General features: G+C 45.8%; 13 protein-coding genes. 8 read left to right on the top strand and 5 right to left on the bottom strand.

The window, feature by feature from the left end; translation table 11 throughout:
* Window positions 1–431: 431 nt before the first annotated feature.
* From artP to artM, 4 genes are all read left to right on the top strand, one after another.
* Entirely contained in the window at window positions 432–1,160 is a 729-nt protein-coding gene (gene artP, locus L1076_RS01965; RefSeq protein WP_343231840.1) for an arginine ABC transporter ATP-binding protein ArtP, read from the top strand.
* Between the two features lie 88 nt (window positions 1,161–1,248).
* Window positions 1,249–1,980, top strand: coding sequence for an arginine ABC transporter substrate-binding protein (locus tag L1076_RS01960; protein WP_005443853.1), 732 nt, complete (start codon window positions 1,249–1,251; stop codon window positions 1,978–1,980).
* Window position 1,981: 1 nt separating this feature from the next.
* Window positions 1,982–2,671, top strand: coding sequence for an arginine ABC transporter permease ArtQ (gene artQ, locus L1076_RS01955; RefSeq protein WP_005388570.1), 690 nt, complete (start codon window positions 1,982–1,984; stop codon window positions 2,669–2,671).
* On the top strand, window positions 2,668–3,336 hold the full coding sequence (gene artM, locus L1076_RS01950) for an arginine ABC transporter permease ArtM (RefSeq protein WP_005388569.1): 669 nt from the start codon (window positions 2,668–2,670) through the stop codon (window positions 3,334–3,336). Before artQ ends, artM begins: the two co-directional genes overlap by 4 nt.
* An 84-nt stretch (window positions 3,337–3,420) precedes the next feature.
* On the opposite strand, the gene L1076_RS01945 is transcribed toward artM, so the two are convergent.
* Window positions 3,421–4,251 carry a LysR family transcriptional regulator gene (locus L1076_RS01945; protein ID WP_237303029.1) on the bottom strand — a complete coding sequence of 277 codons (831 nt, stop codon included), beginning with the start codon at window positions 4,249–4,251 and terminating at the stop codon, window positions 3,421–3,423.
* A 118-nt stretch (window positions 4,252–4,369) separates the two neighbouring features.
* Here L1076_RS01945 and L1076_RS01940 point away from each other — a divergent pair, with 118 nt between their 5' ends.
* The gene (locus tag L1076_RS01940; RefSeq protein WP_237303028.1) at window positions 4,370–5,017 is read left to right on the top strand and encodes a glutathione S-transferase family protein; all 648 of its coding nucleotides are present in this window, start codon (window positions 4,370–4,372) and stop codon (window positions 5,015–5,017) included.
* A 45-nt stretch (window positions 5,018–5,062) separates the two neighbouring features.
* Here the strand turns inward: L1076_RS01940 and L1076_RS01935 are convergent, their stop codons facing one another.
* Together L1076_RS01935 and L1076_RS01930 are read right to left on the bottom strand one after the other, a co-directional pair.
* Entirely contained in the window at window positions 5,063–6,826 is a 1,764-nt protein-coding gene (locus L1076_RS01935; protein WP_237303027.1) for a DUF3859 domain-containing protein, read from the bottom strand.
* Between the two features lie 390 nt (window positions 6,827–7,216).
* The gene (locus L1076_RS01930; RefSeq protein WP_237303026.1) at window positions 7,217–7,888 is read right to left on the bottom strand and encodes a type 1 glutamine amidotransferase domain-containing protein; all 672 of its coding nucleotides are present in this window, start codon (window positions 7,886–7,888) and stop codon (window positions 7,217–7,219) included.
* A gap of 116 nt (window positions 7,889–8,004) precedes the next feature.
* On the opposite strand from L1076_RS01930, the gene L1076_RS01925 reads away from it, so the two are divergent.
* The gene (locus tag L1076_RS01925; RefSeq protein WP_045405178.1) at window positions 8,005–8,889 is read left to right on the top strand and encodes a LysR family transcriptional regulator; all 885 of its coding nucleotides are present in this window, start codon (window positions 8,005–8,007) and stop codon (window positions 8,887–8,889) included.
* A gap of 221 nt (window positions 8,890–9,110) precedes the next feature.
* Here L1076_RS01925 and L1076_RS01920 read toward each other — a convergent pair whose 3' ends face one another.
* Window positions 9,111–10,628 (bottom strand): arylsulfatase, encoded by a 1,518-nt coding sequence (locus L1076_RS01920; RefSeq protein WP_237303025.1) that lies wholly within the window; start codon window positions 10,626–10,628, stop codon window positions 9,111–9,113.
* A 194-nt stretch (window positions 10,629–10,822) separates the two neighbouring features.
* A complete protein-coding gene (locus L1076_RS01915) occupies window positions 10,823–12,484 on the bottom strand; it encodes an electron transfer flavoprotein-ubiquinone oxidoreductase (RefSeq protein ID WP_237303024.1) in 1,662 nt (553 codons plus the stop codon).
* 278 nt (window positions 12,485–12,762) lie between these two features.
* Here L1076_RS01915 and L1076_RS01910 point away from each other — a divergent pair, with 278 nt between their 5' ends.
* Window positions 12,763–13,512: an electron transfer flavoprotein subunit beta/FixA family protein gene (locus tag L1076_RS01910; RefSeq protein WP_005450138.1), complete on the top strand. Its 750-nt coding sequence runs from the start codon at window positions 12,763–12,765 to the stop codon at window positions 13,510–13,512.
* An 11-nt stretch (window positions 13,513–13,523) separates the two neighbouring features.
* Window positions 13,524–14,489, top strand: coding sequence for an FAD-binding protein (locus L1076_RS01905; RefSeq protein WP_237303023.1), 966 nt, complete (start codon window positions 13,524–13,526; stop codon window positions 14,487–14,489).
* Window positions 14,490–14,575: the final 86 nt, after the last annotated feature.

Below are 14,575 nucleotides of genomic sequence, written 5' to 3'. Positions count from 1 at the left end.
GAATGTAACTGCTTTATAAATTCTTTATGGTTCGAATAATCTTTGTGGATCAGCCTCTTCTAAAGTAAGTATGGGCATTCTCAATTTTGAATCTTGAAGGATAGGGGATTTGCTACGCGAGATCTTTCTCAGAATGAGAGGGAAAGGTGTTTATGCAACCAGTCACTTTCTTTCGGAATGATGCTCTCAATCAATAGCGCTGCAGAGCTTCAGTTTAAGTCTCCAATGGAATTCTAAGCTAGCGAAATTGTGGGCTTTTTTGATCAACAAATACCGTTAAAACCTCACTCATTGCACCAGTCATATACTCTGCTGAGCTGGTTGTTTCTTATACAAAAAATTAACAATCTAAATTTTTATACATTTTTATTGCATAAAATCTCTTTCTTGTTAGTATAAGCTCCAGGTGACAATTAATGCAGTATGGCAGCATGAGTATTCAAGTTAAAAGTATCAATAAGTCTTACGGCGATACCCAAGTTCTACACGATGTCAGTTTTAATTGTGAAAGCGGTGAAACGCTGGTGTTACTCGGTCCAAGTGGTGCAGGGAAGAGCTCTCTACTACGTGTTCTTAACCTTCTTGAAGGGGCGGATAACGGCCAGTTAAACATCACTAATGACGCATTCGACTTTTCAACTGAAATCAAAGAGAAGCAAGGTTTAGCGCTTCGTCGTAAAGTGGGCATGGTGTTCCAGCAGTACAACCTATGGCCACACATGACAGTGATGGAGAACCTGATTGAGGCTCCGGTAAAAGTCTCTGGCATGGATAAAGAAGAAGCGAAGAAGCAGGCAATGCAAATTCTCGCGACGCTGCATTTGGCAGACAAAGCGGATGCATGGCCTATGCAACTTTCTGGTGGTCAGCAACAACGTGTGGCGATTGCCCGCGCGCTGATGATGAAACCAGAAGTTTTGCTTTTTGATGAGCCTACCGCGGCGCTTGACCCTGAAATCACGAACCAAGTGGTCAAAATCATTAATGATTTAAGCGAAACCGGAATTACACAAGTAGTTGTGACCCACGAGGTGGATTTCGCCAAGAAAATCGCTAGCCATGTTCTATACCTAGAACAAGGACACATCGTAGAACACGGCACGCACGACGCATTTGTTAATCCGCAAACCACTCAGTTTGCCGATTACCTAAATCACTAAATTACGTTTTTAAAGTTCAGTCTATTTAACAGATAAGCTCGGCTGTCATTGCGAGTGTCAGCCCACTAAGTACACACGGAGTATTGCAATGAAAAAGATTTTACTAGCTTCACTAATCGGTCTTGTCTCAGCAAATGCAGCAGCACAAGAAGAGATCAAATTCGCGATGGAAGCGACTTACGCACCGTTCGAATACATGGATGAAAACAACCAAATCCAAGGTTTTGATGTGGATCTGGCGAACGCACTATGTAAAGAAATGGAAGCAAAATGTACCTTCCACAACCAATCTTTTGACAGCCTGATCCCTGCATTAAAATTCAAGCGTTACGATGCGGCTATCTCTGCAATGGATATTACTGATGCGCGTTTGGAGCAAGTGAACTTTTCTGACCCTTACTACGACAACTCAGCAGCGTTTGTTTCTATCAAAGAAAAAGTGGCTGACCAAAAAGCACTAGAAGGTAAGCGTGTAGGTGTTCAAAACGGTTCAACACACCAAAGTTACCTGATTGAGCAAATGCCAGGTGTAACAGCGGTTCCTTACTCAAGCTACCAAGACGCATTCATTGATATGAAGAATGGCCGTATTGATTCTGTATTCGGTGACACAGCAGTCGTAGCGGAATGGTTCAAGAAAGAAGACAACCTAGCGTACGTGGGTGAGCACGTTACTAACCCTAAATACTTCGGTAACGGTTTCGGTATCGCAGTAAACAAAGGTAACGACGAGCTAGTGAACAAGCTGAACACGGCACTGAAAACAGTGAAAGCGAACGGCGAATACGACGTAATCTACAACAAGTACTTCGGTAAGTAATATGGCACTAACGGGTTACTCTTTATCGCTTGTTCAAGCTAGTTGGATGACTGTCCAGCTAGCATTCACAAGCCTTTTAGTCGGTTTGATTCTGGCAGTGGTATTCGCCAGTGGTGAAATGTCTCGCCGCGTTTTCGTTAAATGGCCAATGACGGCGTTTGTGACGATTGTGCGTGGCTTGCCAGAAATCCTTGTCGTGTTGTTCATCTATTTTGGTTCGACGCAGGTTCTGTTTTTAATCACCGGCGACTTTATTGAAGTTAGCCCGTTCTTGTCTGGCGTGGTGGCGTTATCGTTGATCTTCGCTTCTTATGCTTCTCAAACTCTACGTGGCGCATTGAAAGCCGTTGGAAGAGGGCAAAGAGAAGCAGCAAGTGCACTCGGCATCAGTCAAGCACACGCTTTCGTTCGCATTGTTTTGCCACAAGCTGTAAGACACGCACTACCAGGTTTAACTAACCAATGGTTGGTTCTGCTGAAAGATACCGCGCTTGTATCACTGATTGGCGTAACGGATTTGTTGAAGCAAGCACAGCTAACATCTGCAGCGACCCATGAAGCGTTTACATGGTACGCAACTGCAGCGGCGATTTACTTAGGCATTACTTTGATTACACAACGTGCCGTCAAGCTGATTGATAAGAAGTTCTCAATTCAAGGCATGAGTATGGGACAGGAGGCAACCGCATGAACGAACAACACGTTTGGCAAATGCTGGATGGCTTAGGCACTAGCCTCCAATTGACTGCCGCTTCTTTAGTGGTGGGCTGTCTCTTAGCTCTGATGATGACGCTGACTCTGATCCTACGTACTCCGGGTTTGCATTGGGTAAGTCGTGGCATCATTACCTTGTTTACTGGTACGCCTTTGTTAGTACAGATCTTCTTGGTGTACTACGGTCCGGGTCAGTTTGATGCTGTGAGAGAAAGTGTATTTTGGACATGGTTAAGCCAACCTTGGTTCTGTGCGATGTTAGCGTTAGCACTGAATACCGCGGCGTACAGTACTCAGCTGTTCAAAGGCGCGTTTAACGCGATTCCCTCTGGCCAATGGCAAGCGTGTCGTGCTCTGGGTATGAACAAAACGGCAACACTGAAAGTGCTGTTGCCATACGCCATTCGTCGTGCTGTTCCGGCTTACTCGAACGAAGTGATTTTGGTCTTCAAAGGTACGTCACTAGCAAGCACAATTACGATTATGGATCTGATGGGATACGCGCAGCGCATTAACGCGCAAACTTACGATACGTTGACGGTATTTGGTATTGCAGGCGCGTTCTACCTAACGGTGAATGGTGTGCTGACTCTCATTTTCCGTCAGGTAGAGAAGAAAGCATTGGCGTTCGAAGCTGCGTAATTCCTAACGTCACATTCAATTTCACGATGCCTCTGCTTACTGACTCTCAAGCAGGGGCATTTTTTATTTGTATCGTATTAAAGCTCAAGCCATCAACTCAACCAATTGCGCCAAGCATTCTTTGTCCAGTATTGGATGAGGCTCAACACCCGTGACCAGCACTATATCCACGGAAGGCAGCGATGGCATATCGTCTAAGATCTTAAGATCCTCGCTAACGCTAATACTGCCCATCGCACCGATAGCCATGCCTGAACGTACAATCGCTCGTTGTGCCGAGGCCGTATTGCAACACGCCAGTAGTTGATAAGGGATACCACGTTTGGTTAACCCGTCTACCGCTGCCGCATGGTATTTGCAGTCGGTTTGGAAAAGGGCAAGAGGGAGAGGTTGGGCGTGCTCGATGTCAAAATCAGGATGAGCAATCCACACGCCTTTGTCACTTGCTAGCCAGTAACCTTCCTCACTGTCCGGTGCTCTTGTCACAATAGCGGCGTCAAGCTTTCCTTCATCAAGTTTTTCTCTCAAGGTGATGCTCGGCTCACTGAAGACTTGAATCGAACATGTTGGCTCAGATTGCTGTAATACGCGGATGACTTTAGGCAGGATATTGTCGTTGTAATCCTCGGGGCAACCCAAGCGTAGAGGGCGCTTATTCTCATAACGTTTCACTTGTTTCAGCGCTTGATTGTGCAAGCTGACCAATTGCTCGGCGTGAGAGCGCAGTGCTAATCCTGCTTCACTCAATACTAGGTTGCGACCTTCTTTTTCAAACAAACTGACGCTGAGTTCGTCTTCCAGCTTACGCATTTGTGCACTGAACGCTGATTGGGTGCGATTGATCTGCTTGGCTGCACGAGTGAAACTGCCCGTTTCGACAAAAGCCAGAAAGCTGCGTAACGCATCGATATCCATATCTAAAACTCATCCATCGTTTTTGTTGAAGTGTTTCATCAAAACTATCCGTTAGTCCCATTAAATACAATCAGATATTGTGAATGGGTACTCAAAACACGAACCGCATGGAGGCGTCATGAAACTGTTTATTGCTAACCAAAACTACTCAAGCTGGTCACTGCGCGCATGGCTGATCTTTTCTCAATTCAAACTGGATGTGAAAGTCACCAAGCTCAAATTATTCACGGAAGATTTTTACAAAACCTTGGAAGGTATTACACCAACCGCGAAGGTACCTACCTTGGTGGATGGTGGTGCAACCGTGTGGGATTCATTAGCGATTTTGGAATACGTTAACGAGCAATACTTGCAAGGTAGAGCATGGTCAAGTAAGTCTGCAGAACGAGCTAAAGCACGCGCCATTGCCTCAGAAATGCATTCGGGGTTCTTTGATTTAAGAAACGAACTCCCAATGAACATTCGCGCGCGCAGAAAAGTCGATCTAACGGAGGGTGCACGTAAAGATATTGCACGCATTGACGCTATTTGGGCAGAACAAGCCAAGCAGCATCCGAATGGTTGGCTATTTGGAGAGTGGTCAATCGCCGATGCCATGTATGCACCAGTGGCATTGCGTTTCCAAACTTATGGCATAGAGCTATCGGAAGGTGCCAAAGCCTACCAACAGAAGGTGCTAGCAAGTGAAGCTTTACAGCAATGGCTGGAAGAGGCGAGCCAAGAAACGGATATCGTAGAAGAGGATGAAGCAGGGGTAGATGTTTAACGGCACTAGAGCCTCACTTGATGGGAGGCTCTATTCAAAAATACCTTATTTACTTTTCATACATTGAAGTACTTCTGTTCGCTCGAAATGATTTTCTTCTGCGTAGGTCCCCATTAAACACCCTGTATAAAAGAGAAAAGCATTTTTCAGAGCGTCTTTACTGTCAAACTTGCCCTTTTGTTTTTTGATTTCTCGTGCCATTACTGACTGGCAGCTCTTGGTATAAGGCTCAAGTGCTTGCTCACATTTACTAGTACTATCGAACCCAAAACAGCGCTGAAAGGCGGTTTCTTTACAAACATAACTAGAACCTTTGCTGAATAAGTTTTGCATGACCAGAGCTTCCTTGATTGAAGAGAGTTCTTTAGGATCATCCATATTGACTAGCTGGAAGGCTTTTTTTGCTATCACGCTATCGCGGTAAAGTATCTCGAGTTTCCAACGGCCGGACATCAGCTCGCTTTTATCGCCGAAATACCACATCGCGAGGTTACGATCATGCTTAAACATGGTGTCAGGCCAAGTGGATTCGGTGAACCCTTTGCCCGTTTTAGGATCGACAATCTTTGGATGAGTCATCCGGACGGTAATTGGGAATTTGTTGGTTTTTGCAAGGCTAGGCTCTACTTCACCCTGTGCATTCTTGGGCAACGTAACCGAGTATCGAAAGCCAATGTACTGGCCGAGTTTTGGCATCACCATTTGTGTTGGAGTCACGGTGTACTCATTTCCCTCTTGCGTTATTACACCACCTTCAATGATGCTGACACGAGGAGATAGTAGGTTTGAGATGTTTTTCTCTTCGCTTGCTTGAGAAGTCGTTGTTAGAGCAGCGGCATAAGGTGAACCCTCTACTGAAAACAGATCAAACTCATGACCTTTAGGCAATGCAATATCATAAAGTGGGTTGTTGAATGCCGTGAACTTCTTCAAGGCCAGTTGTTGAGTCAGGTCCAGTTTGGTCAATTTATTATTGTTTAGCTCTAGTGACGTTAAGTCTGGGTTTTTACCCAATTGGAATTCAGCTAACTGGTTATAGTCTGCTTTAACTTCTTGCAGCTGTGTCTGCTGGCTTAAGTCCAAACTGGTGAGCTTATTATTGCGCACGTTAAGGTGCTTAAGATTCGCGTTTTTCGACAAATCAATCTCTTGCAATTGGTTTGATTGAAGAGATACGTGTGAAAGCTTTGGGTTATGGCTTAAGTCGATCGTAGTTAGGCTGCCACTTCCAAGAAAGAGCGTCTTGAGTTCGGAGTTTTGGCTAACGTTAAGTTCTGTCAGTTTATGGGCACTGAATCCAAGGTCACGCAACCGTGATAGGTGGCGAACGTCTATTTCTGCTATAGGCATTTTGTAGGCGTAGAGACTTTTCAGCTTCGAGTTCTTGTTGATGTTGAGCTGTGTCAGGTTGTTTTCTGAAACAGTCAGAGTTTCAAGCTCTGGGTTATGAGAGAGGTCGATATCTGTCAATTGGTTGTTCGCCAAGATCAGGCGTTTGAGCTTTGGATTATGTGTAGTATCGACGCTTTTAATATTGTTATTTAGGAGAATCAGGTCTTCTAGTGCAGGGAAAAATTTAATTTCTTCCACAGAGCTAATGTTATTGTTGGAGCAGTCGAGTTCGGTCAAAATATTTGGTGAAGACGCTTCGTAGCCAGAAAAGCAATCAGAAAAGTTTGGGTCGACGAACTGAATGTCTCCAATAGTTTCTGGAGTGGAACAATAAGCAAAACCGGATAACGCCAAACCACTTGTTGCCATCACCACTTTACCGGATAACCGGATTCGGTTTACCACTGACGCCTTCATACATGAATCCTTTTCGAAGTATTTTCTTTTTAGTTTTAGGTGCTCAATTGCCTTGCCGTTAGTGAATACGGTTTCGACAATGAATAGAGCAACATTGAATAGATCTTTAGCAGTTTACGCAATTTCTCAAAATAAAACTGTAGGTAAACTACCGGAACTATTAGCTTTTTCATCTAAAGTTTTCGAATGGTGATCAAGGTGACGTCGGTGGTTATGGCGTGGAAGGGGCGAATTGATATCGGGATAAACATGTGAAGCACAGCTACTATTATACTTCGCAGCTCTATACTTCACAGGTTTATGGCAGTGCTGAGCAGCGAACATTAAAGTCGTGGAAGTTGCTATATGGCATCTACCACGCTCTATATCCGCTGCTTAACAATCGTTTGATTACCCCAATAGTTCCACAATTGCTTTCCCTACACCGTGTGCGCTAGTTGGGTTTTGACCAGTGATCACACGTTCGTCAACAATCACAAACTCTTGCCACGGCTGTACTTTTGAGTAGCGTGCTGCGCCACGTGCTAGGAATTCTTCCAAAAGGAAAGGGATATCATTGATGGTACCAAAGTCGATTTCTTCTTCACGGGTAAAACCTGTCACCGATTTAGACGCAAGCAGTTTCTCTCCATTGCTAAGCGTGATAGGCAGTAGGGCGCCAGGGCCATGACAAACGGCTGCAACGATGCCGCCATCTTCATAATGCTTTGCAGAGATTTGTGCGAAATCTTCATTGGTCGCTAAGTCAGAAAGTAGACCAAAACCTCCTGGGTAGAAGATTGCATCGTAGTTGTCAGCGTTGATTTGTGAAACTGGAATCGTGTTGTTGACACGGTTTTGGAAATCATCATCAGCCAAGATTTTTGTGTTTACCGCATCACCTTCAATGTCTGTTCCATACAGTGGGGCTTGGCCTCCTTTGATAGAAGCAATGTCGTAATCGAAGCCCGCACCAAGTAATTCTGCAAGTGCATGGGTGAGCTCTGGTGCGTAGGTGCCGTTTGCTTGATTGGTTTCGCCGAGTGTCGCGTGGTTCGTTACAACAATGAGTACTTTCTTCATGATGGGGTCCTTTTGGGTTGCTGTATTTTGTTGAGCACCTTCATACTAATTGCTAATCAGATGGGTGATAATAGAGGTAATTAGCAAAACATTATTGCCATATGGCAAAGGTGACTATGGACAGTTTTGAAGGTATCAACGAATTTGTTACGGTTGCGGAGAGCTTAGGGTTTTCTTCTGCTGCGAAACAATTGGGTTGCAGTACCAGCCATGTAAGTCGACAAGTGACAAAGTTAGAGGAACGTTTAGGCGTTGCCTTGCTAGCACGTTCGACACGAATGGTAAGCTTAACGGAAGCAGGGCAAGCGTATTACCAACAATGTAAAGAGTTGGTGATTGGGCTTCAGCAAGCCAATGAGCAACTCACCACACAGCAAACTCAATTGAGTGGTACGTTACGAGTGAGTGCTGCTGGTGCGTTTTCTGAAAATCACGTTGCACCAGCGTTGATGGCGTTTGCGAAACAACATCCGAACCTCACGGTAGAAGTCAACTTCAATACAAGTATGGTCAATTTTATTGAAGATGGTTTTGATTTTGCCATTCGTTACGGACGCCTAAGTGATTCTGGTTTAGTCGCGAGAAAGCTAGTCGATCGCCCCATGGCAGCGGCGGTAAGTCAGAATTATATCGACGAGCATGGTTTTCCTACTCATCCAACACAACTCAAGCACCACAGTTGCATCATCACGAACAAGGACATGTGGTTATTTGAAAAAGATGGTAAGGCGCTAGATGGCGTGAAAGTCCAAGGACGATGGAAAAGCAACAACGCTAAAACGGTTTTGCAAGCCTGTGAAGACGGATTAGGCGTGGCGTATCTACCAAAGAGTAGCTTTAACGATGCCATTTCTTCCGGGCGATTGGTACCAATCTTAGAGTCTTATTGGGGAAGTGGTAATAGCAGTTGGATCGTTTATCAGAATCGCCACTTTTTACCTCTAAGGGCCAGATTGGCCATCAACTTTCTACTTGACCATTTTGCTGATTGGCAGGAGTAGGGAGGGGTATTTCGAAAGCAAATAAAGCCGCGATGAACTGTGCCATGGGTGACAGGCAATATCTGCTTTTTTCTAAAACTATCCGACCGTGATGAACGCCGGTTATGCGACTCTTAGAGATGAGGTATAAGGGCTTGAGACATAAAAATACGGAGTACAGATACCAGCGATAATATCCGTACTCCGTAGGCTTAGTGCTTTATCAAACTAAGTGTTAAACATTAATTCCGTTGTGGTTGCGTCATGGCATCCACGACTTGCTCGATACTCAAAGAGCTGCCTTCGGTTGCAGGGAACTCTTTAAAGGTTTCAAGGAATTTTCGAACGATAGCCTGCGCTGGGACAAACATCCACATTTGGTCTGCGTAGAAGTGTCGGACATAAAGCGCTGAGTCTGGTCCTACTTCAAATGGGTCCATACGTAGGTTAACGATCAACGGCCAGCTTGGCGTTTTACGATAAGCCTCGTTGATGGCCCCTTCCATGATGGTGAAGTGAATCTTCCAATCTTTATAACGCAGAGCGTTTAAGTGGCCGCCAGCATCAAAGTAGAAGATTTCATTACGAGCACCAGTATCTGTTTTACCGGTAAGTAGGTCTAACTGGTTATAGCCATCGAGGTGCGCTTTAAAGGTTTTGTTATTGGCTTCATGACCTTTAAGTAGCTTCTCTTTTACGTCTGGCTCACCCACGGCGGCCAATAGCGTTGGCATCCAGTCTTCTTGAGAGAAAATGTCGTTGATGACCGTCCCCGGTTTGATTTGACCCGGCCAGCGAACCATCATAGGTACGCGGAAGCCACCTTCCCAAGTTGTACCTTTCTCGCCTTTAAATGGTGTTGTACCACCATCTGGCCATGTGAATTTCTCTGCACCGTTATCGGTACTGAAAATCACGATGGTATTGTCGGCTACGCCCAGTTCGTCAAGCTTCTTAAGCATCACGCCAACTTGATCGTCCAGATCCATCATGCCGTCGGCATAAAGGCCATAACCAGACTTCCCTTTGTATTCTTCACTTAGGTGTGTCCAAACGTGCATTCGCGTCGAGTTGTGCCAAATGAAGAAAGGTTTGTCGTCTTTCACGGCTTTTTCCATGAAGGCAAGACTGGCTTCCATAAACTCTTGGTCAACGTTTTCCATACGCTTACGGGTGAGTGGGCCTGTGTCTTCAATTTTTCCGTCAGCAGTGGATTTAAGAACACCACGAGGGCCGAATTTTTTACGGAACTCAGGATCTTTAGGGTAGAACTCTGATTCTGGTTCTTCTTCAGCATTTAAGTGGTAGAGGTTACCGAAGAATTCATCAAAACCGTGGTTAGTAGGTAAGTGCTCGTCTTGGTCTCCTAGGTGGTTTTTACCAAACTGACCCGCAACGTAGCCGTGGTTTTTCAGTAGCTCAGCAATGGTTGGATCTTTTGCTTGAATCCCTTCTTTTGCTCCAGGCATACCAATCGTAAGTAAGCCTGTACGGAAAGGGTGCTGACCGAGAATGAACGAGGCGCGACCCGCCGTACAACTTTGTTGCGCGTAAGCATCCGTAAAAATGGCACCTTCCTTGGCAATGGTGTCGATGTTTGGTGTACGACCTCCCATCATGCCATTGTGATAAGCGCTAATGTTGTAAACACCAACATCGTCGCCCCAAAATACTAAAATATTGGGTTTATCTGCTGCCAACAGACTGACAGGCGCGACCGCGCTCATCAATACGAGAAACTTCCTCAATATCCTCTTCATCGAGTCCTCCTGGACAATAAGTAGAATTCATTTCTTTTGGTGTGATTGATGCAAATTGACCGTGAACTGCTTAGTGAATTGGCAAACTAAGCATAGTACACATGATTGATTTGTTAGATTTTTGATGGATTTAAATTATCAATTGTTCAGGTAAAAGAGGCGTGATAGCGAATCACCATCACATTTTATAAGTGCTACATGTTTTGATAGCTTGGTCCGCCGCCACCTTCTGGTGCTTTCCATGTGATATTTTGCGATGGATCTTTGATGTCACAGGTTTTGCAATGCACGCAGTTTGCGGCATTAATTTGAAATGTTCGCTCGCCTTCTACTTCTACCACTTCATACACGCCAGCAGGGCAGTAGCGTTGGCTTGGCTCATCAAACTTCTTCAAATGGATTTGAATCGGAATATGAGGATAGGCGAGCTGCAAGTGGCAAGGCTGATTTTCTTCGTGTTGTGTACCAGACAAAAATACCGATGAAGGTTTATCGAAGCTGATTATGCCGTCTGGTTTCGAGTATTGAATAGGTTGGCACTCATCAATTGGTTTCAGCTGTTCGTGATCGTGTGAAGGATCAGTGATCGTCCACGGTATTGGTTTCTTGACCAGAGGCTGCCACAGATTGTGTTCGAAGGTGGAAAGTGCGCCGCCAAGCACACTGCCGAACTTGTGGATGTTTGCACCAAAGTTACGTGTGTCACTAAGTTCTTCATACAACCATGAATCTTCAAACTTGGTTTGGTAATCCGGTTCCGAATTGGATTGTATGAATGCTTCGGCAATGGCTTCTGCAGCTAACAAACCGGATTTCATCGCAGTATGGCTGCCTTTGATCTTAGCGACGTTTAAGGTGCCCGCATCACAACCAATCAATAAACCGCCGGGGAATTGCTGTCTCGGCAGAGAAGACAGTCCACCTTTTGCAATGGCTCTTGCGCCATAAGCGATGCGTTGAGCGCCTTTCAAATGTTGTTCGATAGCAGGGTGGTGCTTAAAGCGTTGGAATTCGTCGAACGGACTCAAGTAAGGATTGCTGTAATTCAAGTCGACAATAAGCCCGACAGCGATTTGGTTGTTCTCCATGTGATAGAGAAAACCGCCGCCAGTGGTGTTGGATCCACTCAGTGGATACCCTGCAGAATGAATCACGCTGCCTGATTGATCTTTGGCATCGGCAGGTAACTCCCAAATCTCTTTAAGCCCAAGCGCATAATGTTGCGGTTGTTTGTCATCGTCTAAACCAAATCGTTGGATGAGCTCTTTACCTAAATGACCTCGGCACCCCTCAGCGAATACGGTGTATTTGGCTTTTAACTCAATACCTGCCTCAAAGTTGGGTTTGGCTGCCCCTTTCTTGTCCAAACCCATGTCGCTGGTGTTTACCCCTGTAACAGCACCAAACGCATCGTAGTTAATCGTGGATGCGGCGAAACCGGGATAGACCTCAACACCAAGTGATTCTGCTTGTTCTGCTAACCAACGACACAAGTTCGCCAAGCTGATGACGTAGTTGTTTTCATCATTGTGCATTGGGTTGGGAGTAAGAAAGTGGGGAACACGAATGTGATTAAGTTCCGTGGTTAGGTACAAGAAGGCATCGTTTTTTACCGCGGCGGAAAGCGGTGCGCCCATGCTTTGCCAATCAGGAAAGAGTTCGCCTAATGCACGCGTTTCGAATACCGCGCCAGATAAGATATGTGCACCAACTTCTGAACCTTTCTCTACCACACAAATAGACAGCGGCTCACCTTCACGTTCTTGGTTGAGTTGCGCTAAGCGGCACGCTGCACTCAAACCCGCAGGTCCGGCGCCGACAATCACCACATCAAATTCCATGCATTCTCTTTCCATCTTCTTGCTTCCTTTATGCGAAACCTTTCTTTGTGTTTCAGGTGCTTCTTCTATTACGCAGTGCTCGTATAAAGAACTATAGTCCAGTTGACGTAAACGTAAACTAAACTAAGCTCAAATGGTAACGTCATAGGGCGTGATAAAGATTTTTAGTGACAATGTCACAATGTGTTTTTTGTTAGCAAGGTAATGAAAAGCCAGAGCTTTAACACAAATCTTTGTCACGCATGACCCAATTGCTAGGACGCGTATCGCTTTGCGATCTGCTAGGAGGGAATGTGAAAGTACTGGTTGCGATTAAACGTGTAATTGACCCTTACGTTAAAGTAAGAGTCAAATCTGATGGTTCCGGCGTGGAAACCAACAACGTGAAGATGACGATGAACCCATTCTGTGAAATCGCGGTGGAAGAGGCAGTACGCCTTAAAGAAGCTGGGGTAGCAGAGGAGGTGTTGGTGGTGTCTATTGGTGACACCAGTTGTCAGGAACAATTGCGCTCAGCGCTCGCATTAGGTGCGGATCGTGCGATTCATATTGATGTTGAACAGTCACCAGAACCGCTTGCGGTCGCGAAGTTACTCAAAGCTGTGATGGAGCAAGAACAGGCTCAATTGGTGCTGCTGGGTAAACAGTCAATCGATACGGATAACAACCAAGTCGCGCAAATGTTGGCAGCACTAACGAATCGCCCACAGGGGACATTTGCATCGGAAGTGAAAGTAGAAGGGGAAACGGTTCTGGTTACTCGAGAAATCGACGGTGGCTTAGAGACGCTCAAACTGGATCTGCCTGCAATCATCAGTACGGATTTGCGATTGAATGAACCGCGTTACGCCTCTCTACCGAATATCATGAAAGCGAAGAAGAAGCCGCTATCGGTGATGACGCCAGACTTCTTTGGTGTGAGTGTTGAGCGCTCTCAGCAAGTGCTGGAAGTCATGACGCCGCCTGCCCGTAAAGCCGGTGAGATGGTTGGCAGTGTGAGCGAGTTAGTCGACAAGCTCAAAAATGAAGCGAAAGTGATTTAGGAGGCATAACCATGGAAAACAAACCGTTAGCAACCTTGGTCGTGGTGGAGCACGACAACCAATCACTTTCTGCGGATACGTTACGTGCGCTGAGCGCGGCTTCTCAAATTCAACAAAACGGTGCCTCTTTGCCTGTCACCGCCTTGTTAGTTGGGCATCAGTGCGGCTCAGTATTGAATGAGTTGAAGTGTGCAGAGGGCATCTCACAGATCATTGCGATTGACGCTGCCGAATATCAGCATGCATTGGCAGAAAACTTGTCTACTTTGATTGCCGAAGTTGGTCGGGACTATTCGCATATCCTTGCCCCTGCGAGTACGTTCGGTAAGAACTTGATGCCCCGAGTCGCTGCCTTACTGGATGTTGGGCAGTTATCAGATGTGATTGCAATTGAATCGCTCGATACGGTTGTTCGCCCCATCTATGCCGGTAATGCGTTAGCCAGAGTTCGTTCGGACGATACAATCAAAGTAATGACGATTCGAAGTTCAGCGTTTGACGCAATTGCTGTGCCTGACTCACCAGTAGTCGAGAATGTCGTGACGTTAGAAACTGTCATTAAGGCAGAGCACAGTGAGTTTGTTTCACAGCAAAAAGCGGAAAGTGAAAGACCAGAACTACCGGCGGCAAACGTCGTGGTCTCTGGTGGTCGTGGATTAGGCAGCAAAGAGAATTTCGCGCTGGTGGAACAACTTGCCGACAAGCTTGGTGGGGCAATTGGTGCATCACGCGCTGCGGTAGACGCAGGCTTTGTGTCTAACGATTTGCAAGTTGGGCAAACGGGTAAGATTGTCGCGCCTCAACTGTACATTGCCGTGGGTATTTCCGGTGCTATTCAGCATTTGGCAGGGATGAAAGATTCCAAGGTGATTGTGGCGATCAACAGTGATCCTGAAGCGCCAATCTTCCAAGTCGCAGATTATGGTTTGGTTGGTGATTTGTTTGAGATTATGCCGGAGTTGCTGGAGAAGGTTTAAGTTCGGTATTTGTCGGGCGCGGTTCCCTAGAGCGAAGAATGTGGGAGTAGGGAATCTCTCATTCAAATTCATCCTCAAAACAAAAG

This window comes from Vibrio sp. MMG023, assembly GCF_021654215.1.
In the GTDB taxonomy this organism is placed as follows: domain Bacteria; phylum Pseudomonadota; class Gammaproteobacteria; order Enterobacterales; family Vibrionaceae; genus Vibrio; species Vibrio jasicida.
The sequence above is the reverse complement of the archived record's forward strand: the minus strand, read 5'-3'. Positions and strand labels throughout refer to the sequence as shown.